Here is a 26,355-nt window from a genome sequence, read left to right on the forward strand (position 1 = left end):
GAGCCGGCCGGCATGAGCCTCGTCGTGTACCTGGCGGCCTTCGTCTTCGGGATGACCCCCGTGCTGCTGTTCCGCCGCCCGCGCAGAGCCCTGCGCAACCCGCTGACCGTCTCCACCTGCGCGGCGATCGTCCTCGGCGCGCTGGTCTTCGTCTGCGCCGCCCCGGCCACCCTGGCCACCGTCAACGAGCTGACCGGCGTCCCCAACTTCGGTGCCCCGCTGACCTACAGCGTCCTGTGCGCGTACAGCTGCGCGGTGCTGGTGCTGCTGATCAACTGGCGCGGCGGGTCCCGCGAGCTGGTGCGGCGCCGGGTGCTGCGCACCGTCACCGCCTACGGCCTGCTGATGACCGCCATCGTGGTGCTGTTCCTGCTCGCCGAGGCGGACACCGAGCGGCTGCGGGACCTGGACACCTACTACGCCAACACACCGTTCATGCGGGAGATGATCCTGCTGTACCTGCTCGGGCACAGCGCGGCGATGCTGGTGATGTGCGCGGTCTGCGTGAAGTGGGGGCGCGAGGTCGGCGGCCCGCTGCGCACCGGGCTGCGGCTGATCCTGGTGGGCGCGCTGCTGGACCTGGTGGGCTTCCAGGTGGCCAAGTACACGGCGATCGTGGCCCGCTGGAACGGGCACGACCTCGACTTCCTGTCCACCACGCTCGCCCCGCCGATGGCCTCGCTGGCCGCGCTGCTGTGCTCGGCGGGGTACCTGCTGCCGTCGGTGGCCGCCCAGCGGCGGGCGTGGACCGACCACCGGCGACTGGCCCCGCTGTGGTCCCTGGTGCGGTCGGTGTCCACCGCTCCGAAACCCCCCACCGCGTGGTGGGAGCTGCCCCGGGCCCGGCTGCAGTGGCGCGAGGTGTCGATCCACGACGCGCTGCTCGCGCTGGCGCCGTACTTCGACCACACGGTCCGCGAGCGGGCGCGGGACGCCGCCCTGCGCGCCGGCCGCTCCCCGCACGGGGCGCGGCTGACCGCGGAGGCGGCCATGGTCGCCGACGCGGCGCGGCGGGCCGCCGCCGGCGAGGAACCCCCCGAGAGCGCCGGCACCTACCGGCTGCACGCCACCGAGGTCCTGGGCACCGGCGGGCTGGTCGAACTGGCCCAGGCGCTGCACCGGTCGTCCGCCCCGGACGCCACACCCGACGGCGCGGTGCCGTCTCCCCTTCCTGGAACCCTGACCGAACCCGAGGAGCCCCATGTCGCGTAGAGCTGTCGTCATCGGTGCCGGTCTGGCCGGCATGCTGGCCGCGGCCGTCCTGTCCGCCGCGGGGGCGGACGAGGTGGTCGTGCTGGACCGGGACGAGCTGCCCGAGGGCCCGGACCACCGCAAGGGGCTGCCGCAGGGGCGGCACGCGCACCTGCTGATGCCGGGCGGCATGGAGGCCATGGAGGAACTGCTGCCGGGCGCGCACCTGCGCAAGCGGCTGCTCGCCGCCGGGGCGCACGAGATATCGCTCAGCTCGGGGATGCTCGCCCTCACGCCCGAGGGCTGGCTGCGGCGGTGGCGGCGCGAGGGCCCCGTCATGCTGACGTGCAGCCGGGCGCTGGTGGACTGGGTGCTGCGGGAGACGGTCCGGGAGCAGACCCCGGTGGAGATACGCCGGGGGGCCGTGGTGGGGCTGACGGGTTCCGCGGGGCGGGTGCGCGGGGTACGGATCGCGGCGCCCGGCGGGGACACGGACCTCGACGCGGACCTGGTGGTGGACGCGAGCGGGCGCGGGACGCGGGTGGTCAGCTGGCTGGACGGGCTCGGGCTGACCGGTGTGCGGGAGCAGGCCGTGGACTCGGGACTGGTCAACGCCTCGCGCGTGTACCGGGTGCCGGACGGGGCGGAACGTTTCCCGCTGACGATCGTGCAGCCCAATCCGTACCTGCGGCGCCCGGGCCGGAGCGCGATGGTCATGCCCATCGAGGGGGGCCGCTGGCTGGTGAGCTGCGGCGGCTCCCGCGGGGGTGAACCGCCGGCCGACCCGGAGGGCTTCCTGCGGTACGCGCTCGCCCTGCCCGACCCGATCGTGGGGCGCCTGATCTCCGGTGCGGAGCCGCTGACGGACGTCCACCTGAGCAGGTCCACCAGCAACGTACGGCGGTACCTGGAGGAACTGCCGCACTGGCCGGAGGGGTTCGTGGTACTGGGGGACGCCCTGGCCACGTTCAACCCGGCCTACGGGCACGGGATGTCGGTGGCCGCGTTCGGCGCGCGGGTGCTCGGCCGTGAGCTGGGCCGTGAGCCGGGCCGCGGCGGTGGCCTCGGCTCGCCCGGTCTGGCGCGGCGGGTGGTGCGGGGCGCGGCGCGCGCGGCGGACGCCGCGTGGTCGATGGCCGTCAGCCAGGACGTGCTGTACCCGGAGGTGCGGGGCGGCCGGCCGTCCGCGGGGGGCCGGGTGCTGACGGGCTACACCCGCCGGATGATGCGGGCGGCCACGGGCTCGTACCCGGCGGCCTCGGCGATCTGGGACGTCACCAGCCTGCTGGCGCCGCCGACACGGATGTTCCGGCCGGGTGCCGTGCTGGCCGCCGCCGCGGGGTCGCCGCTGCCGCCGTCCGTCTCCCCGCCGCTGACGGCCGCGGAGCGGGAGGTGCTGCGCTCGCTGGACCGTACGGGGATGTGACCGCCGGAGGGTTCTCGCCCCCGCTCCTCAGCCGGCGAAGGGGGGCTGGGGGAAGCCCTGGCCCGCGTCGGGGACCACCAGGAGGGAGCCCGCCAGCGGGTGCGGGGCGGTCAGCCCCACCCGGGCCGTGGTGATGTAGAGGTCGGTCAGCGAAGGCCCCCCGAAGGCACAGGCCGTCACCCGCGGCACGGGCAGCCGGATCTCCCGGTCCAGCTCCCCGGACGGGGTGTAGCGGCGGACCGCGCTTCCGTCCCACAGCGCGACCCAGACACACCCGTCCGCGTCCACGCACAGCCCGTCCGGGAAGCCCGCGCCGTGCTCGACGGCGACGACCGAACGCCGGTTGCCGATGCGGCCGTCCGCCTCGCCCACGTCGAAGACGTCGAGGCGGCGGGTCGGTGAGTCGACGTAGTACATCAGCCGCCCGTCGGGGCTCCAGCCGGTGCCGTTGCTCACCGCCACGTCGTCCAGGAGCACCTTGACCGTCCCGTCGCCGGAGACCCGGGAGAGGGTGCCGCCGCACGGGGCCTCGTCGTAGCGCATGGTGCCCGCGAAGAGGCTGCCGTCGGGGGCGACCGCGGCGTCGTTGCCGCGGCGGCCGGGGACGGGCTCGCGGTGCAGCCAGCGGAAGGTGCCGTCGGGCTCGGTCAGGCCGATGCCGTCCCGCAGGTTGAGGACGAGGCCGCCGCCCGCTCGGGGCTTCACCGCGCCCACGTGCTGCTCGGTGCGGCGCACCGTGCGCCGGCCGGTGGCGGGGTCGTAGGTGTGGACGCGGGAGCCGAGGATGTCGATCCACAGCAGGCGTTCCGCGGCCGGGTCCCAGGTGGGACCCTCGCCGAGGGCCGCCTCCGCGCGGACCGCCACGTCGAAGGTGCTCGTCATGCCGCGCTCCTGTGGCCCAGCCGCTCGGACAGTTCGGCGGCGCCCTCGACGGCGAGCCGTTCCAGCTCGCCCAGCCGCTCGTCGCTCCAGCGGATCATCGGTACGGAGATGGACAGGGCGGCCACCACCTGTCCCGTGCGGTCGCGCACCGGCGCGGCGACGCAGGAGACGTCCGGGTTGGACTCGCGGCTCTCCACGGCGACGCCCCGGGCACGGATCCCGGCGAGGGTCTCGCGCAGGGCGGCCGGGTCGGTGATGCTGTTGGGGGTCATCGCGGCCAGCTCGGCGTCGTCGGGCAGGCGCGCGGCGATCTCCTGTTCGGGAAGGGAGGCCAGCAGCATCTTGCCGACGGAGGTGCAGTGGGCGGGCAGTCTGCGGCCGGCCGCCGACACCATCCGCACCGCGTGGGTGGAGTCGACCTTGGCGATGTAGATGACGTCGGTGTCCTCGAGTATCGCCACGTGCACCGTCTCGTCACAGGTCTCGGCGACGGAGCGGGCGACCTGCTGGCCCTCGGCGGCGAGGTCGAGGTGTTCGGCGTAGCGGGCGCCGAGCTGGTACGGGCGTACGCCGAGCCGGTAGCGTCCGGGCTGGCCGGCCACCGGGACGATGTACTTGCGGGCGGCGAGCGTGGTCACCAGCTCGTGGACGGTGGTGCGCGGCAGTTGGAGCCTGCGCACGATGTCCGGGGCGGAGAGCGTCCCGTCCCCGTCGAGGAAGAGCTCGAGAATGTCGAGAGCCCGGGTCACGGCTGGTACGAGGCGTCCCACGACCGGCCCCCTCCCTTGTGTGTCTCAGGCGCCTGCCCTCGTTCGAGATTTCAACAGGCGATCGGCATGACGAACACAGGCTAGCCACAGCCCGCTCGGAGGGGCAATGGGTGAGCGGCCGACGGCGCGGGACGTGGAGATAGTGTGTGCCCGTCTGATCATCATCATGAGGCTCCCTGGGGGGGAGCTTTCCCGAGCTGGAGTGGTGAATGAAGCAGGATTGCTCCGCGTCGCGCCGTGTCCGTCTCCGCGCCGGCGCGGCCGCCGTCGCCGTCGTCGCGCTGACCGTGTCGGGCGGCTGGATGTCCGTACCGGCCACCGCGGCCGGTGCGGCGCCGACCGGCACGGTGTGCACGCCCACCGAGGGTTTCGTCGGCTGCCGGCTGTTCACACCGCCCGTCACCGGCGACGGCAAGGGCACCTTCGCGGTCCCGGCGAACGTCGAGGCGCTGGACGTACGGGTCTGGGGCGAGGGCGGAGCCGGCGGCCCCGGTACGACGGGCGGCGCGGGCGGTCTGGTCCGGGGCACGCTGAAGGTCACGCCCGGCGAGTCGCTGACCGTCGCGGTGGGCGGGCGCGGCACGGGTGACGCGTTCGGCGGTGCCTCCGGCGGCTCCCACGCGAGCCGGGGCGGCAACAGCAGCGCCATCCGCACCGCGGACGGCGCGGCCCTCGTCGTCGCCGGTGGCGGCGGCGGAGGCAGCAGCAACGTCTCCTCGGGCGGAACGGGCGGCAACGCCGGCGGCGAGAGCGGCACGGACGCCACCGAGGCCGAAGGCGGCGGCAAGGGCGCCGTCAAGGGGACCGGCGGCGCCGGGGGCGGCGGCGGTGCCGCGGGCAAGGACGCCTCCGAGGGCGGTGCCGGCGGCGCCGGCGAGAAGACCAGCCGTTACGGGGGCGGCGGCGGTGGTGCCGGTTACGCGGGCGGTGGCGGCGGTGCCGGGTCGGCCGAGGACGACCGGCGCACCGCCGGCGGTGGCGGCGGCTCCAGCTACGCGCACCCGGAGCGGATGAGCGACGTGCGCCTGCTGACCGGCGAGGGCAGCAGGGCGCCCGCGGAGGACGACCCGTTCTGGGAGCCCTCCGACAACCCGGTCGACTCCGGCGTCGCCGAGGGCGGCCCGAACGCCCCGGGCGGGCCCGGGCGGGTGGTGCTGCAGTGGAAGGGCACCGTCCCCACGGAGCTGAGCGCCGTCTCCGGTGACAACCAGGTCGTCGACCCGGGCCACACGATCGAGCCCCTGGCCGCGCTGGTGCGGGACAAGGACGGCAAGCCGGTCGAACGGGCCTCCGTCACCTTCGAGATCGAGGACCCGGACAAGCTCGGCGTCACCTTCGAGGACGACCGGCTGAGCAGGAAGGTCGTCGTCGCGACCGACGCGCAGGGCCGCGCCGGGACCCCGCACATCTCAGCCGCCCGCACCGAGGGCGCGTTCACCGTGCGCGCCACGTCCGCGGGTCTGACGAAGGTGTTCGAGCTGCGGGTGAAGACCCAGGCCAACGAGGTCGAGGCGGTCGGCGGCGACGGCCAGCGGACCCTGCCCGGGCAGCCGTTCCCCGAGCGGCTCCAGGTCCTGGTGACCGACGACGGCGAGCCCGCCCCCGGCGCCCGGGTCGACTTCCTCATCGAGGCGAGCCGCTTCGACGGCGCTCCCGTGTTCAGGGGCGGCGTCTCGGGTGTCGCGGCCACCGCCGACGCCGAGGGCCGGGCCACCGCCCCGCGGGACATCGTCGCCGGTGACGTCCCGGGCACGTACACCGTCACCGCGAAGGTGCCGGGCGGCGCCGGAACGACCTTCACCGTCGAGGTGGTGGACAAGACGGCGGAACCGTCCGCCACACCCTCCCCCGGCGCCTCCGACGGCACGGGCGGCACGGGCGGCGACGGTGACCAGGGCGGCACCGGCGGCACGGGTGACGGCACCGCCGGCGGCGGCTCCGGGGACGGCGGCTCCTCGACCGGCCTGCTGGGCGGTCTGGCCGACACCGGTGCCGGCGGCATCGGCCTGCTGGTGACGGCCGCCCTCGGCCTGGCCGCCGTGGGCTTCGCGGCCGTGCGGTTCTCCCCGCGTCTGCGGCCGCGCTCCCGCCGCGGCTGACCCGCCGGCCGGGGCGCGGGACACGACCGTGTTCCGCGCCCCGGCCGTCTCACGGGCTCGGGGCGCCGAGGGCGCCGCGCAACCGCTGGGCGCGCAGCACCAGTTCCAGTTCGAAACGGCGGTCCGGATCGTCGATCGCCTCGCCCCACAGTTCGCGGATCTGCCGCAGGCGGTAGCGGACGGTCTGCGGGTGGACACCCAGCCGGGCCGCGACCTCGGGTGCCCCGCCCCGGGTCTCCAGCCACGCCAGCAGCGTCTCCGCGAGGCGCCGCCCGTGCGCGGAGCCGCAGTGCGCCAGCGGGGCCAGGCACCGCGCCGCGAGGTCCTCGATCAGCTCCTCCGGCTGGAGCAGCACCAGCGCCTCGGTGTGCTCGGTGCAGTACAGCACCTCACCGGCGGGCAGCAGCCCGCGCCGCATCAGCTTCACGGCCGCCTCCGCCCAGCGCAGCGACTTCGCCGCGTCGGCGACCGGTACGGGCGGTCCGATCGCCCCGGACCAGCCGGTGAGCGCGCGGTGCAGCAGTTCGGGGCGGCCGGCCGCGTCCGGTTCGGGCACGACCATGCGGGGCTGCTCGTACTCCATGTCCAGCAGCACCCCCTGCCCCACCGCGGGCGCCATCGCCTCCCGCGCCGGGCGCAGCAGGACGCCGACCGCGACCTTCGCGGGCAGCGGCCAGCCGATCCGGGCGGCCCGCTCGGCGAGCGCGTCGGAGGGATCGCCCCGGTGGTGCTCCACGAGCAGCAGTTCCATCAGCCGGCGCTGCAGCCGCAGCCGTTCCCCGGCCTGGCGGGCGGCGGCCTCGGCGTAGCCGCGCACCGACTGGTCGACCAGACCGTCCAGGTACTCGTAGCCGGCGTCGACGAGCTCGTACATGGCGGGCGCCGGGATGTCGATGCGCTGGCCGATCTCGGCGAAGCGGCGCCAGGCGAGGCGGACGCCCATGCGGTAGGTCGCCTGGAGCGAGTCCAGTGACCTGCCGTTGAGTCCCTCGCCCCGCCCGAAGTCCTGGAAGACGCCCGGCGGCACGGTGGGCCGGCCCGCCGGGTAGTCGTGCGCGACGTGCTGGACGAAGGCCTCGATGGCACGGCGGATGCCGACCAGGGCCATGGGTTCGCCCGAGTCGTCGAGGACGACCGGCAGGTGCGGGTACTCGCGCTGGATCTCGCTCATGATCTCCTCGGCCAGCGCGGGCACGTCGGCCATGGCGATCTCGGCGAAGCGGCGCACCTGGTGCCGCGGTACGTCCTGCCAGGCGGAGCGGGCCGTGAGGGTACGGGGCGCCGTCACGGGTCAACTCCCCTGGCCGGCCTGCTCATAGGTGATCAATGGGGTGTTCGGCTGGTCGGGCGTGGCTTCGAGCAGGGCCACGACACCGACCGCGGCGCCCACGGCGAGGGCGGCGGCGAGCGCGACCGTCAGGGCGGCGGCGAACAGTCTGGACATCTCCGGGTCAGCCTCTCAGTCGGGAGGTTCCCCACCCCCACGGTGACCGGCCACCCCCGTGTGTCGTGCCCACAGTGTCGACATGACATTGACACTCCGTCAAGGGGCGCATACGGTTCCCAGCCCGTAGGGGGTGGGGACTCCCGCACGCGCACCTTCCCGAACGGCTCCGGCCCGAACGCGCCGAGCCGCCCCGATTCCATGGAGCACCCGGATGCGCCGTACAGCTTCCCCCTTCTCCCTCGTCCTGCTGGGTCTCGGCACGTTTCTGCTGGTCCTGGCGCCGCTGTTCGCCTGGTACGTGAAGCCACGCGCGGCAGTGAACCCGGTGGACATCGACACCACCGCCGTCTACACCGGCCGGGGCAGCGTCTTCGACCTGGAGAAGGTCGAGACCGTTCCCGACCAGCGGATCACCATCACCCAGCGGGTGCGCGGCAACGTCGCGGAGAGCGAACGCAGCGGCAACGCGGTGTGGGACATCACGACCTCCGTCGACACCGACAAGTCGCTGCCGGCCGCCGACCCGCACGACGCCCTGAGCTTCACCCCGCACCGGTGGGTGCTGGACCGCAGGACCACCAAGCCGGTGCGGTGCTGCGACGCGAAGCCGCGCATCGAGGGCGAGGCGTACCTGAAGTTCCCCTTCGACGTGCAGAAACGCTCCTACCAGTGGTGGGACAACACCCTGCGCGACACGGTCGTCATGCGCTACCGGGGCACGGAGAAGGTCCAGGGCTACACCGGCTACCGGTTCACCGCCTCGGTGCCGCCGACCAGGTCCGGCACCCGGATGGTGCCGGGCAGCCTCGTCGGGCAGCCCGGGCGGTCGCAGGTGCTGGCCGAGGAGTGGTACTCCAACCACGGGGTGGAACTGGTGGTCGACCAGCGCACCGGACGTGTCGTCTACGCGCGGACCAGCCCCCGGCAGACCCTGCGGGCGCCGGGTGGCCAGAAGGACGCGGCGGTGCTGCTGGACGCCGAGAAGGGCGTCGCGTTCACGGAGGAGACGCAGAAGGAGGCCGTGCGGCAGGCCAAGCGTGACAGCGGTCAACTCGAGCTGGTCGGCGAGACGTTGCCGATCGGTTCCGCGGTGGCGGGATTCGTACTCGCGGTGATCGGTGGCGCTTTGGTGATACGCGGGCGGAAGATCACCGAAGATTCCGATGCGTCCGGTTCGCCCCACCCGACCCTCACCCGATGAAGTGACTGGCGAGTAAGAAAAGCCGGAAATTGTCACGCGCGTGAGTAGCCGTGGGGAACGGCTGGGCGAAAACTGTCCAATCCCCACCCAACCACGGTCCGTCCACACCCTTCACCCAGGAACCCGGCGAGCCCCGCGAGGGGCTCGTTCCCACCCCACTTCCTCACGTCCTCACGTCCTCACTTCCTCACTTCCTCACGTCCTCGCGTTCCCCACGCCGAGTTCCCCGAGACGAGTTGGAGCACCGATGCCCCAGCACGTGCCGTCCCGTCCCCCGCTCCCGCCCTCGCTGGAGCAGGGGGACGTCCACCCCACCACGCTCCCCGGCGCGTCGCAGCACGCCCCGGCGCTCCCCCCGCATCCGCGCCGGATCGTCTTCCTCGCCCACCGCGACCTGGGCAATCCGTCCGCAGGCGGCTCCGAGCTGCTGGTGGACCGCCTCGCCGACGGCCTGACCCGACTGGGCCACCAGGTCACCCTGCTGTGCGGAGGGCCCGCGGCCTACCGCGACTACCGGGTGGTGTCGGCGGGTGGGGCGTACGGCCACTACCTGCGGGCCCGTTCCGCCTTCGTCCGTCAGGTCGGTGACTGCGACCTGCTGGTCGAGGTGTGCAACGGCATGCCCTACCTGGCCCCGCTGTGGCACCACGGGCCCACCCTGTGCCTGGTCAACCACGTGCACACCGACCTGTGGAAGATGCGGTTCGGCGGCCCGCTGGCCCCGGCCGCGCGCATCGGCCGGCGGCTGGAGCACTGGGCGCTCGCCGGTTCCCGCCGGCACGGGCTGGTCGTCGCGGTGTCGCCGTCCACGGCGCACGCGCTGCGCGGCATCGGCGTGCCCCGGGAGCGGATCCGCGTCGTGCACAACGGCGTGGCCGAGCCGGGACCGCTCACCGAGCGCTCCCCGGAACCGCTGTTCGTGGCCGTGGGCCGGCTCGTCGAGTACAAGCGGATCGACCTGCTGCTGCGGCTGTGGGAGCGGGTGCGGCCGGTCACCGGCGGCCGGCTGGTGATCGTCGGCGACGGCCCGGAACGGGAGCGGCTGGAGCGGCTCGCCGGGCCCGGCGTGCACTTCACCGGGCACGTCTCCGAGGCGGAGAAGCACCGGCTGCTGTGCGCGGCGTGGCTGCTGCTGCATCCCTCCGCCGTCGAGGGGTGGGGGCTCGTCGTCACCGAGGCGGCGGCGCGGGAGACCCCGGCGGTCGCCTTCGACGTGCCCGGGCTGCGGGACTCCGTGCGGGACGGCGAGACGGGCGTGCTGGCGCACGGCGAGTCCTCGTTCGCGGCCGCCTGGATGTCGCTGACGCTCGCCGAGGACCGGCGGGAGCTCATGGGCAAGGCCGCCCGGGAGCACGCGGCGGCCTACCGCTGGGAGCACACGGTGCAGCGGTTCCGCGCGGTCGCCCGTGAGGCGGTCCGGGGCTCCGCGCCGTGACGCGTCGTCGCCCCGTCGGGGAGCGGGCCGCGCGGTCGCGGGGCACGGCGGTGAAGGATCCCTCGCTCCGGCGGTCCGTCGCCCTCTTCCGTGCCTTCCTGCGCGAACAGGAGGAACCCGACGCCTGTTACTCGCTGCTGGCCCGTGACGCCGCCGACCAGGTCGAGGCGTACGGCGGGCCCGTGGCCGGGCGGGTCGTCGTGGACGTCGGCGGCGGCAGCGGGTACTTCACCGACGAGTTCCGCCGGCGCGGGGCCCACGCCTACCTCTTCGAACCCGATGCGGCCGAGCTGGGCGACAAGCCCCCCGAGGGGACCGTGGTGGCGGACGGGTATCTGCTGCCGCTGGCCGACGGGTCGGCGGACGTCACCTTCTCCTCCAACGTGCTGGAGCACGTGGCCGATCCCCAGACCTTCCTCAGCGAGCTGGCCCGGGTGACCAGGCCCGGCGGACTGATCTACGTGTCGTTCACCAACTGGCTGTCCCCCTGGGGCGGTCACGAGTGGGCGCCCTGGCACTACTTCGGCGCCGAGCGGGCCCGCGCCCGCTACCGGCGCCGGACCGGCAGACCCGCCAAGCACACGCTCGGCGAGAACCTCTTCCCGGTGCACATCGGCACCACCCTGCGGCAGGTGCGGTCCCGCGACGACGTGCGGATCGTGTCGGCGCGCTCCCGTTACTGGCCGTTCCTCACGCGGACCGTGGTCAAGGTGCCCGGTCTGCGCGAGTTCGCCACCTGGAACCTCCTCCTCATCCTCCGGCGGTGTCCCGAATGACGACCACGGTCCAGGCTCCCCCTCCGGCAGCCGTTCCTTCACGCAGAGCCACCGCGGGCCCTCCCGAGGGCCCGCGGTCGCGCCGCTGGCTGCTCGGCTTCTGGGCGGTGGTGTTCATCCTGTTCCTGGTGGCACAGCCGGGACGGCAGACCTTCGACACCAAGCTCGGCGTCACCGTCGACCCGGGCCAGTTCCTCGCCGACCTGGGCCAGTTGTGGCACAACCGGGGCTCGTTCGGCGGGATCTCCGACCAGTACATCGGCTACGTGTGGCCGATGCTGCCGTTCTACTGGCTGGCCGACGCGGCGCAGCTGCCCGTGTGGCTGGCGGAGCGGCTGTGGATGTCGCTGATCGTGTCGGTGGCGTTCTGGGGCGCGCTGCGGCTGGCGGAGCGGCTGCGGGTGGGCAGCGGGGCGTCCCGGCTGCTCGCGGCGGCCGCGTACGCGCTGTGGCCGGTGTTCACGACGGTCGTCGGCTCCACGTCGGCCGCCGCGCTGCCGGGCGCGCTGCTGCCGTGGGTGCTGCTGCCGCTGACGGACGAGCGCTACACGGCCCGGGTCGCCGCACTGCGCTCGGCGCTGCTGGTGCCGTTCATGGGCGGGGTCAACGCCGCCTCGACGCTGGCGTCACTGCTGCCGGTCGGGCTGTACCTGCTCTCCCGCCCGCCGGGTCCCCGGCAGCGCAAGCTGATCGCCTGGTGGACGCCGGCGGTGATCGTGGCGACCGCCTGGTGGTGGATACCGCTGCTGCTGCTCGGCGCGCACGGCGAGAACTTCCTCCCCTACATCGAGACGTCGCGGACGACGACGGACACCATGGCGGCGACCGAGGCGCTGCGCGGCGCGGGCAACTGGGTGGCGTACCTGCACTTCGGTGAGGCGTGGCTGCCGGCCGGCTGGACGGTCGCGTCGTCGGCGCTGGTGATCGTCTGCTCGGCGCTCGCGGCCGGTCTCGGACTCGCCGGCCTGGCCCGGCGGGACATGCCCGAGCGGCGCTGGCTGGTGCTGACCGTGCTGGTCGCGGCCCTGGTGCTGCTGGCCGGGTACGGAGGAGCGTTCGGTGCCCCGTTCCACTCGGTGGTGCAGGGCTGGCTGGACGGCTGGCTCGCGCCGTTCCGCAACATCTACAAGTTCCAGACCGGGCTGGCGCTGGCGTTCTTCCTGGGGCTCGCACACCTGGTCGGGGTGACGGCGCAGGCGCGCGGGACCCACCGCGTGCGCGCACGGCGGTTCGCGCCGCTGGTCGCGGCGGTACTCGTCCTGCCGGGGCTGCTGTGGCCGTACCTCAACGGATCGATCCTCACCCCGGGTTCGTTCCAGGAGATCCCCAAGTACTGGCAGGCGACGGCCGACTGGCTGGAGAAGAACTCCCCCGACTCGCGTGCCCTGGTCGTCCCGGCGACCGCGCACGGCATCCACACCTGGGGGTCGACCATCGACCAGCCGCTGGACGTGGTCGCCGACTCCCGCTGGGCGCAGCGCGACTACGTGCCCTTCGGCACCCCCGGCAACCGGCGCGCCATGGACGCCGTGGAGCGGGCCCTGCTGACCGGCAGCGCGGTCCCGGGTCTGGCCGACTACCTGAGCCGGGCGGGCATCCACTACGTCGTCGTCCGCAACGACCTCGACCCCGACCAGATCGGCCAGGTGCCGACGGCGACGGTCAAGCGCACCCTGGAGCAGTCCGGCTACCAGCGGGCCAAGGGGCTCGGACCGGTGATGACCGGCGGGGTGATCGCGCCCGGCACGCCGCTCCAGGTCGAGGGCCTGTACGCGCAGCAGCGGGCGGTGGAGATCTACCGTCCGGCCGGTACGAACGTCCAGCGCCCGGGGCAGGCCCGGCTGCTGCCGGTCGCCGACACCGCCGTGGTGTCCGGCGGGCCCGAGGCGCTGCTGCCGCTCGCGGACCGGCTGCGGGGCCGGCCGGCCGTGCTGACCGGGGACGCGCACCCGGGGCTCGGCACGCCGCCGGTGCAGGTGGTCGGCGACGGGATGCGGCGGGCGGACACCCGGTTCGGCCTTGTCAACGCCAACACGTCCTACACGTACACCGCGGACGAGCGCAACGCGCCGGACGCCGCCCAGGACGCGGGTGAACGCCCGCACCAGATCCTGCCGAGCGAGGGCCTGGAGCACCAGACGGTGGCCGAACTGCGCGGCGCCGAGGCGGTGACGGCGTCCTCCTACGGCAACTGGCTGTTCCACCTGCCGCAGTACGACCCGGTGAACGCCTTCGACGGCAACCCCGACACCGCGTGGGCCGAGGGCGCGGCCGGCTCCCCGGACGGGCAGTGGCTGCGGATCGCCTTCGACGGCGCCTACGAGATGCCGGACTCCCTCGGCCTCACCCCGCTGCCGCAGGACGGCGTGCGGGCGGCGGCGACCCGGGTACGGGTGGAGACGGAGAACGGCTCCACGACCGGGATCCTGCGGGCCAACGGCACCGAGCAGCGGGTCAAGGCGCCCGCCGGGCCGACGGACTGGATGAAGCTGACGATCGTCGACTCGACGGCCGAGCGCCCCGGACTCACCGGCGCGGGCTTCTCCGAGGTCGACCTGCCCGACGTGCGGGTGACACGGCTGCTGCGGCTGCCCACCGACGCGGAGCGGTCCACCGCCACGGCGCAGGTCGTGTCCCTGCACCGTGCCGCCGACCCCACCGGGCTCTCCCTCACGGGCAGCGAGGCGGGGCTGCGCCGGCAGTTCGACACCGGCACGCCGGGCACCTACGAGGTGCGGGCGAGCGCGGTGGCGGTGCCCGGCGAGGCACTGGACCGGCTGCTGTACGAGGTGGCGCCCGAGCAGCGCGACCGGATCACCGCCACCGCCGACTCCACGGCCCGGCTCGGCGCGGGCCTGTCCGCGCGCAACCTCACCGACGGGGACCTGACCACCGCGTGGATCGCGGGCGCGAAGCCGACCGTCCGGCTGAGCTGGACCGGCAAGCAGGCGATCGACGAACTGGTGCTGGCCCCGGCCGGCGGGCTGTCCGCCCGGGCCGCCGAGGTGCACATCAGCTCCCCGGACGGCGCGGCGATCGCCGCCGTCGACGACAACGGCTGGGTCCGCTTCCCCGCGATCACCACCGACCGTCTCGACATCACGGTCACCCGGACCGCCCCGCTCACCGTGCACAACCCGGCGGTCGACGCGGACATGCAGCTGCCGGTGGGCCTGACCGAGGCGTACGTCCCCGCCCTCGACGCCTACCGCACCCCGCAGCCGGACGCCGGCAGGGAGTTCGCGCTGGAGTGCGGCAAGGGCCCGGTGCTCGCGGTGGACGGCACGCTGCACGAGACGAGCGTGCGGGGCACCGTGCGCGACCTGGTGGAGCGGCGGCCCGTCCAGGTGACCCTGTGCCAGAGGGGCTCCGACGCCCCCGCGCTCGAGCTGCCGGCCGGAACGCACCGGGTGGAGGGCGGTGACGCGGGTCCGCTGGCCCTGACCGAGGTGACCCTGACCCGCGGGACCGTGCCGGAGGCCTCGGCCGCCGAGCGCGAGCTGAGGATCCAGGACTGGCTCGGCGACCGGCGCGAGGTGCGCGTCGGCGCGGGAGCGGCCTCGTACCTCACGATGTACGAGAACCACAACGACGGCTGGAAGGCCACGCTGAACGGTGAGGAGCTCACCGCGCTGCGGCTGGACGGCTGGCAGCAGGGCTGGCAGGTCCCGGCGGGCGAGGGCGGCACGGTCAAGCTGTCCTACGAGCCGGCGACCACGTACGACGCCGGGCTGATCGGCAGTGCGGCCGGCATCGCGGTGCTGATCGGTCTGGCCCTGTGGCGCCGCAAGGCCGGCAACCCCGACGCGCCGCAGCCGGCACCCCCGGCGCCCGGGCTGTGGCTCGGCGCGGTCGCGCTGACGCTGGTGGGCGTGGTGATCGCGGGCTGGTGGGCGCTGCTGGTGCCGGCCCTGGCGGTGCTCGCCTCGCGGCGGCCCGCGCTGCTGGTGCCGATCGCGCTCACCGGGCTCGCCGGAGCGGGCGTCGCGGCGGCGCTCGGCGCGGGCGAGCCGGTCGGCGCGGGCCACGGAGCGTACGGCCACGTCGCCCAACTGCTGGCCCTGATCGGCCTGTTCGCCGCCCTGGTGAGCCTCGGCGGTTCGCGGGAGCGGGACCCGGACGGCGTCCGCCGGGACGACGGACACCCGGACGACAAGACGGGTACCACGGCGGTCCTGCCGCCGGTCGCCGCGCCCGCGCCGGCCGCCGGACCGCATCCGGGGCCCCCGCCGCCGTCCGCGCCGCGCGCGCGTCCGTTCGTGCCGCCGCCCCCGCGGGGGAGCGGCCCGGGAGGGGGCGGGGCCGTATGACCACGCCCCTGCGCATCCCCTTCCCCGTCGTCGACGAGGTGTCACGGCACTGCGACCGGGAGGCGGAGCCGAACACGGTGCTCATCGAGGTGCACCTCCCCGGTGACCTCGACCCCGGGCGCCTGCGCAAGGCGTTCACCGAGGCGCTGCGGCGCCACCCGCGCAGTCTCGCGCGGGAGGCGCCGGGGCCCTGGTACCGGCGCCGCTACGAGTGGGAGCTGACCGACGAACCGGACGTGGAGGTGGTGAGCTTCCCGCCGCCGGGGAAGGACGCGCTGCGGGACGCCCGGGCCCGGGCGCTCACCCAGGCGCCCCCGCTCGCCCAGTCCCCGCCGGTCCGGCTGGAGGTGGTCGCCGGGGAGGAGGGCACCGCTCTCGTCCTCACCGTCAACCACACCGCCCTGGACGGCCCCGCCTGCCTGCGCGTGCTGGCCACGGCCGCGGAGCTGTACGGCGGCCGGGACAACGCCCCGGCCGCCCCGCCGGTGCGTCCCCCCGACGTGCCGCAGGGTCCGCCGGACACGCCCTCCCACTGGACCCCGCCGGCCCGGGTGGCGCGGGGCACGCCGGAGGCGACGCGGGGCAACGGCCTGCTCCTGACCGAGCTGGCGCTGCCGCACCGGCCGAAGGGCTCCCCGTACACGGTCAACGACCAGCTGATGGTCGCCACCGCCCTGACCATCGCCCACTGGAACCGGGAGCGGGGGGCGGCGCGCCGCCCCCTGCGCATCACCATGCCGGTCGACGACCGTCCCCGGGACGCCTCGATGCCCATCGGCAACGGCACCCGGCTGGTGGAGGTGCCGTTCGCGCCCGAGGAGCTGGACGGGGACGACCTGCGGGAGCTGCTGCGCCGCACCGCCCTGCGCACCCGCGCGCTGAAGGCGCTGCCGCGCCCGCAGCTCGGCCACGGCGCCCGGCTGCTCACCGCCCCCTGGGCGCCGGTCACCTGCCGGGCCGCGTTCATCAGGGGCCTGCGCAGGGCGGCGGCGCCCTGGACGTCGACGACGCTGCTGAGCAACATCGGCCGCATCCCCTACGCGCTGGACTTCGGGGACGGGGCGGGCCGGGCCCGGGCGGTGTGGTTCTCGGCGCCGGCCCAGATGCCCCGCGGCCTCACCTTCACCACGGCGTCGACCGAGGGCCGGCTCCACCTGGCGCTGCGCTGGTCGCGGGCGCTGCTCGGCAGCGGTGACGGCGACCGTCTGCTCGACCTGTTCGCGCACCACCTGCACTCCACGGAGGCGACCGAGTGACCAGCACCGCTTCCCCTCCCCGCGACCTGCGCGACTTCTACGAGAACCCGTCCGTGCCGGTCGCCTCGGGCCCCTCCCGCAGCCGCCGCCAGGCCCGCATGCTGGCCCGCGCGCTCGGCCCGGCCTCCGCCGGCCCGCGCACGGTCCTCGACATCGGCTGCGGCGACGGTACGGCGGCCGCGACCGCCGCCCCGTACCTGCGCGGTCACCGGCTGGTCGGCGTCGACTGGTCGCAGGACGCCCTCGCCCGTGCCCGCACCCGGCTGACCCACGCGGTGCGCGGTGAACTCAGCGGCGGCGGACTGCCGTTCGCCGCGGAGTCGGCGGACGCGGTGCTGTTCAGCGAGGTGATCGAGCACCTCGTCGACCCGGACGCGGCGCTGGACGAGCTCCGGCGCGTGCTGCGCCCCGGCGGCCACCTGATGCTGTCCACGCCGAACCTCGCCGCCTGGTACAACCGCCTGCTCCTGCTGGCCGGGGTGCAGCCGGTGTTCTCCGAGGTCAGCCTGCGCGGCATCCACGGCCGGCCCGGCTCGGAGGTGGTGGGACACCTCCGGCTCTACACGGCGCGCGCCCTGCGGGAGTTCGTCGCCGCGTCCGGCTTCACCGTCGTACGGCTGGAGGGCGCCCCCTTCCACGGCGTGCCCCGTGCGCTGCGGCCGCTGGACCGGCTGGCGTGTGCCAGACCACCGCTCTCCTCGATCCTGCTGCTGCACGCGCGGCGCACGTAAGGGGGGCCGGGGGAACATGTGGTGGGGAGTGGCCGCGGCCCTGTTGGCGAACGTCCTGTACAGCGGCGGGTTCGTCCTGGAGAAGCGGGCGCTGGCGAACCTGCCCGAGGTGTCGGTCCGCCGGCCGGTGCGGCTGCTGGGGCTGGTGGTGAGCAGCCCGCTGTGGATCGCCGGCTCGCTGGCCCTCGCGTCCGGCTTCGCCGCCCAGCTCGCCGTGTACCGCACGCTGCCGATCGCCGCCGCGCAGGGCATCTTCGTCTCCGGGCTCGTCCTGCTGGTGCTGCTGTCCGCGCGGCTGCTGGGCGAGGAGACCAGCGGCCGGGAACGGTACGCGCTCGGCGCCATCCTGCTGGCCCTGCTGATGGTGGTGCTGTCGCTGCGGGAGAGCGGCACCGGCGCCGACGCCGTGGGACAGGACGCGCCCTATCCGCTGATCCTGCTGGTGTGCGTGCCGGCGCTGGCGTCCGGGGTGTGGCTGTACCTCTCCGCCGAGCGCAACGCCCGCCACCGGCACCGGCGGCCCACCACCGGTGTCGAGTACGGCGTGGCCGTCGGCCTGCTCTACGGGGTCAGCTCGCTCGCCGTCAAGGGCGTCTCCAGTCACCTGGTGTCCGACGGGATCGGCGGCGCCGTCCTCGGCCTGCTGGGCTCCCCGTACCCGTACCTGCTGGCGTTCACCGGCGTGTTCGGGCTGGTGATGTCGCAGGCGGCGCTGCAGCGCTGCCGGGCCTCGCTGATCGTGCCGGTGTGCACGACCGTGAGCTGCGTGTTCACGGCGGTGCTCGGCACCCTGTCGTTCGGCGAGCAACTCCCGGACGATCCCCTGCGACTGGCCCTGCGCGTCACCGGCACCGTGCTCGCGGTCGCCGTCCTGCTGGCCATGCCCAAGCACGACACCGCACCACAACCCGCTGTTCCGGCGAAGGAGTTGACCCGTTCGTGAAACCCGACGACCCGCTGCTGAGAATCCTGGCCTGCCCGCTCGACAAGGGGCCGCTGCACCTGCTCGCACCGGACGACGACGGCGAGGGGGCGCTCTACAACCCGCGTCTGCGCCGCCGCTACCCCATCGTGGACGGCATCCCCCAGCTCCTGCCGTCGTCCGGGGAGCAGGTGCCGGAGGAGGAGCACGAGACACTGCTGACACGGGTGGCCGGAACGCCGGGGACGAGACCATGACGACGACACGGCGCACGCTCGCCGCCCGGGTGGCCTCCTTCCTGCCCACGCGCGTGGTGGCCGCCACGGCCAGGGCGGTCTACCCCCGCTACGAACCCGAGCTGGCCCGCCTCGGCGACCTGTGCCCGGCGGACTGCGGCACGGCGGTGGACGTCGGCGGCTGGTACGGCCCGTGGACCCACCGGCTGGCGTCGCGCGCCCGCCGGGTGGTCACCCTCGAACCGGTCCCCCACCTGGCCCGGCTGCTCACCGCGACCGCCCCGCCGAACGTGCGGGTGATCCGCGCGGCGGCCTCCGACGAGCCCGGCACCGCCCGCCTGTGGCTGCCCCCGGGCGACGGCGGCGACCGGGGTGTGTCGTCCCTGATCCGCCGGGACATCCACGGCCACGGCGTCGACGTCACCTGCCTGGCGCTCGACGACCTCGAACTGACGGACGTCGGCTTCATGAAGATCGACGTGGACGGCAACGAGGCGGCGGTCCTGCGCGGGGCCACGGGAATCCTGACCCGCGACCGCCCGGCCCTGTTCGTGGAGCTGGAGTCCCGCATCCAGCCGATCGGGCCCGTGGTGACCCAGCTGGCCGAGCTGGGGTACGCGGGCTGGGTGCTGCCCGCCGACGCCTGGGTCCCGCTGTCGGACTTCCCGCTGGAGGCCCACCAGGAGCGCACCGCGTACGTCGTCGACCACGGCCTGCTGCGCCGGGTGCTGCCCCACGACGCGCTCCGGGGCCCGCGCTACGTCAACTCCGTGCTGTTCCTCCCGGACGGCCGCCGCCCCGGAGCGCCCCCGGTGGGCGACGATGGTTCCCGTGCCGACCGGAAGACGCCCCAGTAGACCGTTCACCCCGCTGGACTTCCAGCTCGTCCTGCTGCGCCGCATGGCCGACCACAGTCCCGGCCCGGTGGAGGACGCCCGGCGCTCGCTGGGCGCCTCCCTCGCGGACATGCGCGAGGCCAACCGGCGCTGGCAGGCGATGGTCCGCTCGCCGCACCCCCGCCCGGCCCTGTCGCGGTACCGGTCGGTGCTCGGCGAACCCGAGTCGCGGTCCCCGCGCAGGATCGGCGACCTGGACTGCGAGGCATGGCGGTGGCCGCTGCCGCTCTGGCCCGGCCTGCGCTTCGAGGTGCTGGCCCCGGCGGCCGGCGGCGCGGTGTGGAACGCGTGGCTGGTCCGCGCGCCGGGCGCCCCGGCGCCCGTCCTGCGCACGGTGGAGGACCTCACACCCTGGTCCTGCACGGTGGACGAGGCCGCCCGCGCTTTCGCACCCGCCCGCCCTCTGGAGGGCTCGGCCCCCACCCGGTGGGGACTCGCCTTCACCGCCCCCGACGCCGGCGGCCTACCGCGCGAGGTGGTCGCCGAGTTCACCTGGGGGCTGCTCCAGCGGACGGCGGTCAGCGGGCCGCGGCCCTGAGGATCTCCTCCACGACCCGCGGCACCGACTCCGGGTGCAGCCACAGGAACAGGTTCGGCTCGACGAGCTCCAGCTCCATCACGCGGGGCAGGCCGTCCTCCCCGTCGACGAGGTCGACGCGCGCGTACAGCGGCTCGGACGTGCCGGGCACACAGGCCAGCGCCTGCCGGGCGACGGCGGTCTCGGCGGGGCTCGGGGTCCAGTCGGTCAGCCCGGGGTGCGCCACCTTGCGCCGGTCGTAGGGGGTGCCGGGGGCGAGCACCGGCCCCTTGCGGCTCGCGTGCAGCAGGGTCCCCCCGACGTACTGCAGCGCCCGCTCGCCGGTGGTGTCGATGCCGCGCACGTAGGGCTGCACCATCGCGGTGAACCCCTCGGCGTGCAGGCGCCGCACGTGCCCCGCGGCGGCGGCGTGCTCGCCGGGTGCGTAACGGGCGGCGAACCGGGCACCGGCCCCGGACGCCGGCTTGACCACGTACTCGTGGCCGTCGGGGAGGTCGAGGGCGTCCCCGGGCGCCAGGTACCGGGTCTCCACCACCGGCACCCCGGCGGCGGCCAGGTCCCCCAGGTAGCGCTTGTCGGTGTTCCACCGCACCACGTCCGCCGGGTTGGCCAGCCGGGTCACCGCGCCGCACCGCTCGGCCCACGCGGTGAACTCCGCCGCCCGCCAGCTGTAGTCCCAGGTCGAGCGGATCACGACGAGATCGAACCCCGCCCAGTCCACGTCACCGTCGTCCCACACCTCGGCGGACGCCTCCGCCCCGGCCTCCCCCAAAGCCCGCACCAGCCCCGGCAGATCCCGGTCCTCGGCCACCTCGGGCCCGGGCCTGCAGGTCACCAGCGCGACACGGGACACGACGACCCACTCCCCACACGAACGACACGAACGACACGAAGACCGCAACGACCGACCGGCGAGCAGGCTAACAACCGTCCCCGGGAACCACGAGAGGCGGCTTGACCTTCACCTTCGGGGAAGCCCCAGCATCGGTGGCGGAACGCGAGAACGGCGAGGGGGAGATGGACGTGCTGACGATCGGCGCCTTCGCGAAGGCGTGCCGGCTGTCCCCGAAGGCGCTGCGCCTGTACGACGAGCTGGACCTGCTGCGCCCCGCCCGGGTGGACCCGGACACGGGTTACCGCCACTACGCGGTGGAGCAGCTCGAACAGGCCCGTCTGGTGGCGTGGCTGCGCCGCGTGGGCATGCCGCTGGCCGGCATCCGCCACGTGTGCTCCCTCGGCCCCGGTGCCGCCGCGGCCGAGATCCGGGCGTACTGGGCCCGGGTGGAGGCGGAGACGGCGGTGCGCGGGGACCTCGCCGCGTTCCTGGTCGATCACCTGACGGAAGAGTCGAGAAGGGACACCACCATGACCATGCTGGAGCTGCGTCACCGCGCCCACTCCGACCGGGGCCGGGTCCGCCCCGCCAACCAGGACACGGCGTACGCGGGGGCCCGGCTGCTGGCCGTGGCCGACGGCTTCGGTCCGGCGGGCGCCACGGCGAGCGCCGCGGCGGTGGAGGCGCTGCGCTCCCTGGACACACCGGAGGTACCGGCGGGCGGCATCCTGAACCTGCTGGAGGACGCGGTGCAGGGGGCCGCGCGGGCGGTGCGGGACGCGGCCGGGGGGACGGAGGAGGCGGGGACCACGCTGACCGCCCTCCTGTGGACGGGCTCCCGCCTCGCCCTGGTCCACATAGGGGACTCCCGGGCGTACCTGCTCCGCGACGGCGAACTGTTCCGCATCACCCACGACCACACGGTGGTCCAGTCGATGCTCGACGAGGGCCGCCTGACACCGGAGGAGGCCGCCTCCCACCCCCGGCGCAGCCTCCTGCTGAAGGCGCTCACGGGTGAGGAGTCCACCACCTCCGTCCCCGACCTCCGCCTCCACGAGGCCCGCCCCGGTGACCGCTATCTGCTCTGCTCCGACGGTCTCCCCGCCGTGGTCCCCGACGACACGATCGGGCAGCTGCTGGCCACGGCCCCCACCCCGGACGAGGCGGTGCACGCGCTGATCACCGGGGCGAACACCGCCGGTGGTCCGGACAACGTGAGCTGTGTGGTGGCGGACGTCCGGGAAGCGGGGGCCTGAGCGGCGGCCGGGCCGGGGTCCCCGGTCGGGGTCTCCGGTCGGCCGGGCGGGGGTTCCGGTGGTGTACCCGTTGTGTACTTCTTTTCCCCGCACGGAGGTTACCCGGGGGTAATCTCCGGTGGTTTGATGTGCGGCGCCGCTCCACGCCCTTCCTCACCCACAGGGAGAACCCGTGACCCACCCCGCACCGCGCCGCACCCCCGGCACGGCCCTGCTCGCGCTCGCCCTCGCCGCCGCGGGCGTGCTCGGTTCGGCCCCGGCCGCCGCCGCGGCCGAACCGGCACCGCCCCTGCGGGTGCTCACGTACAACGTCTTCCTCATGAGCAAGAACCTGTACCCCAACTGGGGACAGGACCACCGCGCCGCCGAGATCCCGCGCACCCCGTTCTTCCGGGGCAACGACGTCGTGGTGCTCCAGGAGGCCTTCGACAACTCCTCCTCCGAGGCGCTGGCGAGGTCGGCCGCCGCCGAGTACCCGCACCGGACGCCGGTCGTGGGCCGCGGCCGTGACGGGTGGGACGCGACCGGCGGGTCCTACTCGCCGCTGACGCCCGAGGACGGAGGGGTCATGGTGCTCAGCAAGTGGCCGGTCCTCCGCCGGGAGCAGTACGTCTACCAGGACGCCTGCGGTGCCGACTGGTGGTCCAGTAAGGGCTTCGCCTACGTGGTGCTGGACGTGAACGGGACCAGGGTCCATGTGGTGGGGACCCATGCGCAGTCCACCGATCCGGGCTGCGGGCCCGGCGAGGCCGCCTCGGTGCGCAGCCGGCAGTTCAAGGCGGTCGACGCCTTCCTGGACGCCAAGAGGATCCCCGCCGGCGAGCAGGTCCTGGTCGCCGGCGACCTCAACGTGGACTTCCACAGCCCCGAGTACTCCTCGATGCTCGCCGACGCCGGGCTGGCCGACGCCGGGGCGCGCACCGGTCACCCGTACTCCTTCGACACCCGTGACAACTCGATCGCCCGCGACCGCTACCCCGGCGACCCGCGCGAGGACCTGGACCACGTGCTGCACCGGGCGGGCCACGCCCGGCCGGCGTCGTGGACGAACGAGGTGCGCGAGGAGACGAGCACGCCCTGGACGGTGTCGAGCTGGGGCAGGCAGTACACGTACGACAACCTCTCCGACCACTACCCGGTCATCGGCTCCGCGGACTGAGTGCCGGACCGGTCGCCGACGACGCAGAGTAGGGGTAAGGCACTCTGCGGCCGACGGTCCCGACAGCGAGTCAAGGAGTACGACGCGTGTCCTCTCTCTTCCCCGCCCTGGCCGACGCCCGGGCAGCCCGCCGGCCCGCCCTGCGCTTCGGCGAGCACGCACTGACGTACGGAGAGCTCGCCGGGGCCGCCGGCGCGGTGGGCGAGGCCCTGAGGGGGGCGCGCCGGGTCGCCGTGTGGGCCACGCCGGCGCCGGAGACCGCCGTCGCGGTCACCGGGGCGCTGCTCGCCGGGGTGGCCGTGGTGCCGCTCAATCCGAAGTCGGGCGGGCGGGAACTCGGGCACATCCTCGCCGACAGCGCCCCGGACCTGGTGCTCACCGCGCCCGGCACCCTGCTCCCCGCCCCGCTGGACGCCCTGCCCCGGGTCGAGGTGGACACCGCGGACCGGGCCGCGCCGCCCGACGACGGGGCGCTGGACGCGGAGCACCCCGCCCTGGTCGTCTACACCTCCGGCACCACCGGCCCGCCCAAGGGAGCCGTCCTCCCCCGCCGTGCCGTCGCCGCGACGCTGGACGCCCTCGCCGACGCCTGGCAGTGGACCGCTGACGACGTGCTGGTGCACGGACTGCCGCTGTTCCACGTGCACGGGCTCGTCCTCGGCACGCTCGGCCCGCTGCGCCGCGGCGGGTGCGTGCGCCACCTCGGCAGGTTCACCACCCGGGGCGTGGCGCGCGAGCTGAACGACGGCGCGACCATGCTGTTCGGCGTGCCGACGATGTATCACCGGGTGGCGGAGGCGCTGCCCGCCGAGCCGGAGCTGGCGAAGGCGCTGGCCGGGGCGCGGCTGCTGGTGTCGGGGTCCGCGGCGCTGCCCGTGCACGACCACGAGCGGATCGCCGCGGCGACCGGACGCCGGGTCGTCGAGCGGTACGGCATGACGGAGACGCTGATGAACACCAGCGTCCGCGCGGACGGCGAGGCCCGCCCCGGCACGGTGGGCGTGCCGCTGCCGGGTGTGGAGCTGCGGCTGGTGGAGGACGACGGCTCGCCGGTGGCGGCTCATGACGGGGAGACGGTCGGCGAGATCCAGGTCCGCGGGCCGAACCTGTTCACCGCGTACCTGAACCGGCCGGACGCCACGGCCGCCGCGTTCACCGCCGACGGCTGGTTCCGCACCGGGGACATGGCGGTGCGCGACCCCGACGGCCAGGTCCGCATCGTCGGCCGCAGGGCCACCGACCTGATCAAGAGCGGCGGCTACAAGATCGGCGCGGGGGAGATCGAGAACGCGCTGCTGGAACACCCGGAGGTGCGCGAGGCCGCGGTCACCGGCGAACCGGACGCCGACCTGGGGGAGCGGATCGTGGCGTGGGTGGTGCCGGCGGACCCGCAGTCCCCGCCCACGCTCCGGGAGTTGGCCGACCACGTCGCCGGGCGCCTCGCCCCGCACAAGCGGCCCCGCGTCGTCCGTCATCTCGACGCCCTCCCCCGCAACGACATGGGCAAGATCATGAAGCGGGCGCTGACCCGTGACTGAGCGCCCGACCGCCCGCGGGGCCGTCGCCGCCGTGGCCGACGGTTTCACCGAGCTCCCGCACCCCGGGCGGGAGTCCGCCCCGGACGGTCCGCTCGGCTGGCCCGGCTACGACGCCGCCCGGGCCCGCGCCGCGATACGCACCGGCGAACACGAGTCGGTGATCTGCGGCACGGCGCGGATCGGCGGCACCGAGGCGGTCGTCGTCGCGTTCGAGTTCGACTTCCTCGGCGGTTCCCTCGGTACCCGCACCGGAGACCGGCTGGAGGCGGCGTACCGGCATGCCCGGACGCACCGGCTGCCCGTGGTGCCGCTGGTCGCCACCGGTGGCAGCCGGATGCAGGAGGGCATGCTCGCGCTCACCCAGCTCCAGCGGATCGCGAGGGAGTCGGCGCTCACCCGGGAGGCCGGGCTGCCGCAGGTCGCGGTGGTGCGGGACCCGACGACCGGCGGAGGCTGGGCCACCCTGGGCGCGGGGGCGGACGTCGTCCTGGCGCTGCCCGGCGCCCAGGTGGGTTTCGCCGGTTCCCGGGTCCGGCCGGCCGACGCGGACCCGGCGGCGTACACGGCCGAGGCGCAGGTGGCGGCGGGCGCGGCGGACGCGCTGGTCCGTCCGGAGGAGCTGCGGGAGACCCTGGGCCGCTGGCTGCGGCTGCTGACCCGCCCGTCCACGGCGCCGGCCCCCGTGCCCCACCCGCTCGGCGCGCCGCACCTGCCGGCCACCGGCTGGGACGCGGTACTGCGCGCCCGTTCCCCCGAACGCCCCCGCGCCACGGCCTACCTGGACGCCTACTTCACCTCCCGCGTCGCCCTCGGGGGCGACCGCTGCGGCGGCACCGACCCGGACGGCATGCTCTGCGGCTTCGGCGAGCACGAGGGCCGCAGCGTCGCCTACGCGGCACAGACCGGGGCGGCGACCCGTCCCGCCGGGTACCGCACGGCCGCCCGGCTGGTCCGCCTCGCCGGCCGGCTCGGCATCCCGGTCCTGACGCTGGTGGACACGCCGGGCGCGGCCAACGACGCGGAGGCGGAACGGCAGGGTGTGGGACCCGCCGTCGCCGACCTGTTCGGGGCCGTGGCCGCCGCCCGTACGCCGGTCACCACACTGGTCGTCGGCGAGGGCGGCTCCGGCGGCGCGCTGGCCCTCGCGGCGCCCGGCAACACCTGGGCCACCCCGGACAGCTACTTCTCGGTGATCGCCCCGGAACTCGCCGCGGCCATCCTCAAACGCCCCCCGCAGGAGGTGCGGTCGACGGCGGACCACCTCCGCGTCCGCCCCCAGGACCTGGCGGAGCTGGGCGTGATCCGGGGCGTCGCGGGAGCGGCGGACGGCCGCCGTGCGGCCCGGTGACGGGCGGGACCCCCGTTCGGCGGCCCCCCACCCGGCCCCCCAGGAAAGGCGCGCGCACGGGCCCGCCGCGCACGATGCCTGAGAGGTCCGCCGCCCGGCGGGC

At 75.0% G+C, this 26,355-nt stretch carries 22 protein-coding genes; 17 read left to right on the forward strand and 5 right to left on the reverse strand.

The window, feature by feature from the left end; translation table 11 throughout:
- The first annotated feature begins 12 nt into the window (after positions 1–12).
- Positions 13–1,212 (forward strand): MAB_1171c family putative transporter, encoded by a 1,200-nt coding sequence (locus IE118_RS03150; protein ID WP_189555670.1) that lies wholly within the window; start codon positions 13–15, stop codon positions 1,210–1,212.
- Positions 1,202–2,617, forward strand: a complete 1,416-nt coding sequence (locus IE118_RS03155) for an NAD(P)/FAD-dependent oxidoreductase (RefSeq protein ID WP_189555671.1) — start codon at positions 1,202–1,204, stop codon at positions 2,615–2,617. The genes IE118_RS03150 and IE118_RS03155 overlap by 11 nt, the downstream gene beginning before the upstream one ends.
- Before the next feature lie 27 nt (positions 2,618–2,644).
- Here IE118_RS03155 and IE118_RS03160 read toward each other — a convergent pair whose 3' ends face one another.
- Together IE118_RS03160 and IE118_RS03165 are read right to left on the reverse strand one after the other, a co-directional pair.
- Positions 2,645–3,499: an SMP-30/gluconolactonase/LRE family protein gene (locus IE118_RS03160; protein ID WP_189555672.1), complete on the reverse strand. Its 855-nt coding sequence runs from the start codon at positions 3,497–3,499 to the stop codon at positions 2,645–2,647.
- Positions 3,496–4,269, reverse strand: a complete 774-nt coding sequence (locus tag IE118_RS03165; protein ID WP_189555673.1) for an IclR family transcriptional regulator — start codon at positions 4,267–4,269, stop codon at positions 3,496–3,498. Before IE118_RS03165 ends, IE118_RS03160 begins: the two co-directional genes overlap by 4 nt.
- Before the next feature lie 209 nt (positions 4,270–4,478).
- On the opposite strand from IE118_RS03165, the gene IE118_RS03170 reads away from it, so the two are divergent.
- Entirely contained in the window at positions 4,479–6,368 is a 1,890-nt protein-coding gene (locus IE118_RS03170) for a glycine-rich domain-containing protein (RefSeq protein WP_189555674.1), read from the forward strand.
- A 49-nt stretch (positions 6,369–6,417) separates the two neighbouring features.
- Here IE118_RS03170 and IE118_RS03175 read toward each other — a convergent pair whose 3' ends face one another.
- Both IE118_RS03175 and IE118_RS03180 read right to left on the reverse strand, forming a co-directional pair.
- Positions 6,418–7,656: a PucR family transcriptional regulator gene (locus IE118_RS03175; protein WP_189555675.1), complete on the reverse strand. Its 1,239-nt coding sequence runs from the start codon at positions 7,654–7,656 to the stop codon at positions 6,418–6,420.
- A gap of 3 nt (positions 7,657–7,659) precedes the next feature.
- Entirely contained in the window at positions 7,660–7,812 is a 153-nt protein-coding gene (locus IE118_RS03180) for a hypothetical protein (RefSeq protein WP_189555676.1), read from the reverse strand.
- Between the two features lie 214 nt (positions 7,813–8,026).
- Between IE118_RS03180 and pgfA the strand changes: the two genes are divergently transcribed.
- From pgfA to IE118_RS03230, 10 genes are all read left to right on the forward strand, one after another.
- Complete coding sequence (pgfA, locus tag IE118_RS03185; RefSeq protein WP_189555677.1) at positions 8,027–9,016, forward strand: cell envelope lipid trafficking protein PgfA; 990 nt, start codon at positions 8,027–8,029, stop codon at positions 9,014–9,016.
- Between the two features lie 247 nt (positions 9,017–9,263).
- Positions 9,264–10,451: a glycosyltransferase family 4 protein gene (locus IE118_RS03190; protein WP_189555678.1), complete on the forward strand. Its 1,188-nt coding sequence runs from the start codon at positions 9,264–9,266 to the stop codon at positions 10,449–10,451.
- Positions 10,452–10,501: 50 nt separating this feature from the next.
- Positions 10,502–11,227, forward strand: coding sequence for a class I SAM-dependent methyltransferase (locus IE118_RS03195; protein ID WP_189556062.1), 726 nt, complete (start codon positions 10,502–10,504; stop codon positions 11,225–11,227).
- Positions 11,224–15,537 (forward strand): alpha-(1->3)-arabinofuranosyltransferase domain-containing protein, encoded by a 4,314-nt coding sequence (locus IE118_RS03200; RefSeq protein WP_189555679.1) that lies wholly within the window; start codon positions 11,224–11,226, stop codon positions 15,535–15,537. The genes IE118_RS03195 and IE118_RS03200 overlap by 4 nt, the downstream gene beginning before the upstream one ends.
- Entirely contained in the window at positions 15,534–16,793 is a 1,260-nt protein-coding gene (locus tag IE118_RS03205) for a condensation protein (protein ID WP_189555680.1), read from the forward strand. Before IE118_RS03200 ends, IE118_RS03205 begins: the two co-directional genes overlap by 4 nt.
- Positions 16,790–17,524: a class I SAM-dependent methyltransferase gene (locus tag IE118_RS03210; protein ID WP_189555681.1), complete on the forward strand. Its 735-nt coding sequence runs from the start codon at positions 16,790–16,792 to the stop codon at positions 17,522–17,524. The genes IE118_RS03205 and IE118_RS03210 overlap by 4 nt, the downstream gene beginning before the upstream one ends.
- Before the next feature lie 16 nt (positions 17,525–17,540).
- Entirely contained in the window at positions 17,541–18,467 is a 927-nt protein-coding gene (locus IE118_RS03215) for a hypothetical protein (RefSeq protein ID WP_189555682.1), read from the forward strand.
- Positions 18,464–18,703, forward strand: a complete 240-nt coding sequence (locus IE118_RS03220) for a Trm112 family protein (RefSeq protein WP_189555683.1) — start codon at positions 18,464–18,466, stop codon at positions 18,701–18,703. Before IE118_RS03215 ends, IE118_RS03220 begins: the two co-directional genes overlap by 4 nt.
- Positions 18,700–19,539: an FkbM family methyltransferase gene (locus IE118_RS03225; RefSeq protein WP_189555684.1), complete on the forward strand. Its 840-nt coding sequence runs from the start codon at positions 18,700–18,702 to the stop codon at positions 19,537–19,539. The genes IE118_RS03220 and IE118_RS03225 overlap by 4 nt, the downstream gene beginning before the upstream one ends.
- Positions 19,505–20,116, forward strand: a complete 612-nt coding sequence (locus IE118_RS03230; RefSeq protein ID WP_189555685.1) for a hypothetical protein — start codon at positions 19,505–19,507, stop codon at positions 20,114–20,116. Before IE118_RS03225 ends, IE118_RS03230 begins: the two co-directional genes overlap by 35 nt.
- On the opposite strand, the gene IE118_RS03235 is transcribed toward IE118_RS03230, so the two are convergent.
- Entirely contained in the window at positions 20,097–20,969 is an 873-nt protein-coding gene (locus IE118_RS03235) for an ATP-grasp domain-containing protein (RefSeq protein WP_189555686.1), read from the reverse strand. The two genes, IE118_RS03230 and IE118_RS03235, sit on opposite strands and share 20 nt — an antisense overlap.
- A gap of 164 nt (positions 20,970–21,133) precedes the next feature.
- Here IE118_RS03235 and IE118_RS03240 point away from each other — a divergent pair, with 164 nt between their 5' ends.
- The 4 genes from IE118_RS03240 (at position 21,134) to IE118_RS03255 (ending at position 26,252) form a co-directional block, all read left to right on the forward strand.
- A complete protein-coding gene (locus tag IE118_RS03240; protein WP_189556063.1) occupies positions 21,134–22,207 on the forward strand; it encodes a MerR family transcriptional regulator in 1,074 nt (357 codons plus the stop codon).
- Positions 22,208–22,379: 172 nt separating this feature from the next.
- Entirely contained in the window at positions 22,380–23,366 is a 987-nt protein-coding gene (gene sph / locus IE118_RS03245) for a sphingomyelin phosphodiesterase (RefSeq protein WP_189555687.1), read from the forward strand.
- Between the two features lie 86 nt (positions 23,367–23,452).
- Positions 23,453–24,904 (forward strand): acyl-CoA synthetase, encoded by a 1,452-nt coding sequence (locus IE118_RS03250; protein WP_189555688.1) that lies wholly within the window; start codon positions 23,453–23,455, stop codon positions 24,902–24,904.
- Positions 24,897–26,252 (forward strand): carboxyl transferase domain-containing protein, encoded by a 1,356-nt coding sequence (locus IE118_RS03255; protein ID WP_189555689.1) that lies wholly within the window; start codon positions 24,897–24,899, stop codon positions 26,250–26,252. Before IE118_RS03250 ends, IE118_RS03255 begins: the two co-directional genes overlap by 8 nt.
- Positions 26,253–26,355: the final 103 nt, after the last annotated feature.

The organism is Streptomyces pilosus (genome assembly GCF_014649835.1).
Lineage (GTDB): Bacteria > Actinomycetota > Actinomycetes > Streptomycetales > Streptomycetaceae > Streptomyces > Streptomyces pilosus.

What these genes read in the sequence shown, in the direction of transcription:
- IE118_RS03160 (WP_189555672.1), bottom strand. Translation starts at nt 3,499, where the DNA reads ATGACGAGCACCTTCGACGTGGCGGTCCGCGCGGAGGCGGCCCTCGGC.
- IE118_RS03150 (WP_189555670.1), top strand. Translation starts at nt 13, where the DNA reads ATGAGCCTCGTCGTGTACCTGGCGGCCTTCGTCTTCGGGATGACCCCC.
- IE118_RS03170 (WP_189555674.1), top strand. Translation starts at nt 4,479, where the DNA reads ATGAAGCAGGATTGCTCCGCGTCGCGCCGTGTCCGTCTCCGCGCCGGC.
- IE118_RS03225 (WP_189555684.1), top strand. Translation starts at nt 18,700, where the DNA reads ATGACGACGACACGGCGCACGCTCGCCGCCCGGGTGGCCTCCTTCCTG.
- pgfA (WP_189555677.1), top strand. Translation starts at nt 8,027, where the DNA reads ATGCGCCGTACAGCTTCCCCCTTCTCCCTCGTCCTGCTGGGTCTCGGC.
- IE118_RS03155 (WP_189555671.1), top strand. Translation starts at nt 1,202, where the DNA reads ATGTCGCGTAGAGCTGTCGTCATCGGTGCCGGTCTGGCCGGCATGCTG.
- IE118_RS03200 (WP_189555679.1), top strand. Translation starts at nt 11,224, where the DNA reads ATGACGACCACGGTCCAGGCTCCCCCTCCGGCAGCCGTTCCTTCACGC.
- IE118_RS03205 (WP_189555680.1), top strand. Translation starts at nt 15,534, where the DNA reads ATGACCACGCCCCTGCGCATCCCCTTCCCCGTCGTCGACGAGGTGTCA.
- IE118_RS03240 (WP_189556063.1), top strand. Translation starts at nt 21,134, where the DNA reads ATGGACGTGCTGACGATCGGCGCCTTCGCGAAGGCGTGCCGGCTGTCC.
- IE118_RS03230 (WP_189555685.1), top strand. Translation starts at nt 19,505, where the DNA reads ATGGTTCCCGTGCCGACCGGAAGACGCCCCAGTAGACCGTTCACCCCG.
- IE118_RS03190 (WP_189555678.1), top strand. Translation starts at nt 9,264, where the DNA reads ATGCCCCAGCACGTGCCGTCCCGTCCCCCGCTCCCGCCCTCGCTGGAG.
- IE118_RS03215 (WP_189555682.1), top strand. Translation starts at nt 17,541, where the DNA reads ATGTGGTGGGGAGTGGCCGCGGCCCTGTTGGCGAACGTCCTGTACAGC.
- IE118_RS03180 (WP_189555676.1), bottom strand. Translation starts at nt 7,812, where the DNA reads ATGTCCAGACTGTTCGCCGCCGCCCTGACGGTCGCGCTCGCCGCCGCC.